The 975-nt window shown below is 41.2% G+C and carries 1 protein-coding gene and 1 rRNA gene; both read left to right on the forward strand.

The genetic code is table 11. The features are described from left to right. Positions 1-585: ribosomal RNA gene (locus ACJ5GX_RS03395) — 16S ribosomal RNA — on the forward strand; the annotation flags it as partial. 4 nt (positions 586-589) lie between these two features. Next, the gene (locus ACJ5GX_RS03400) at positions 590-931 is read left to right on the forward strand and encodes a hypothetical protein (protein ID WP_495292701.1); all 342 of its coding nucleotides are present in this window, start codon (positions 590-592) and stop codon (positions 929-931) included. Positions 932-975 lie beyond the last annotated feature (44 nt).

The raw sequence follows: 975 nt of genomic DNA on the forward strand, positions 1-975 counted from the left end.
GTTCGAATTGCGCCTGTGAGTTTCAGTTCCCCTGATTCTGTTTTAGGATCGATCTTCATCTTGATCGCGTTGTTACCTTTCTGGATCCAATGGGCGTTGTCTGTGCCTTGGGCTATCTTCCACATTCTTGTTATTACGTTGCAAGCCTTCATTTTCATGATGCTAACAATCGTATACTTGAGCATGGCAAGCGAAAAACATTAATGGTATTGCCTAACTGTCATCAGGTGGTTAGGTATAATTTTTTTAATTTAATTTGGTATAAACCTAACCTCTGAGGAATTATCATGGAACTCACTTTAGGTCTAGTTGCAATTGCATCTGCTATCTTGATCGATCGTAGTCCGGATTGGAGTCTGCAACTCGACTCCATGAAGTCGGAATCGCTAGTAATCGCGGATCAGAATGCCGCGGTGAATACGTTCCCGGGCCTTGTACACACCGCCCGTCACACCATGGGAGTTTGTTGCACCAGAAGTAGGTAGTCTAACCGTAAGGAGGACGCTTACCACGGTGTGGCCGATGACTGGGGTGAAGTCGTAACAAGGTAGCCGTAGGGGAACCTGCGGCTGGATCGATCGGTGTAGATTTGGCGATTCCATATTTTCAATATGCCCAATTAAATTTTTATAAGGCGGATAATTATAAAAATACAGATGATGACTATCAATTGACTTTCGTTTTTGGTGTGCCATTTACAATTGCATCTGAAGATTTCTTGATTGATGGTTTTCTGGATTGGTCAACCGCTGAAGATGACCATGCCAGTGAGTTAAACTGGACCACACAATGGAAATGGAATGCGGGCAAACATATTTCACCCAACACAAAGTTATATTTAGGTGTCGAATATTCGGTTTGGAATAATAAATATGGTATCTCAGGAAAAGATGAAAATAATGTCAGTGCATTGATTAAGTATCATTTTTAATGATTTAAATGCATTGAAAGCCTGAGAAAAGGAATGAAGGATAT

Source organism: Wolbachia endosymbiont of Tuta absoluta, assembly GCF_059414725.1.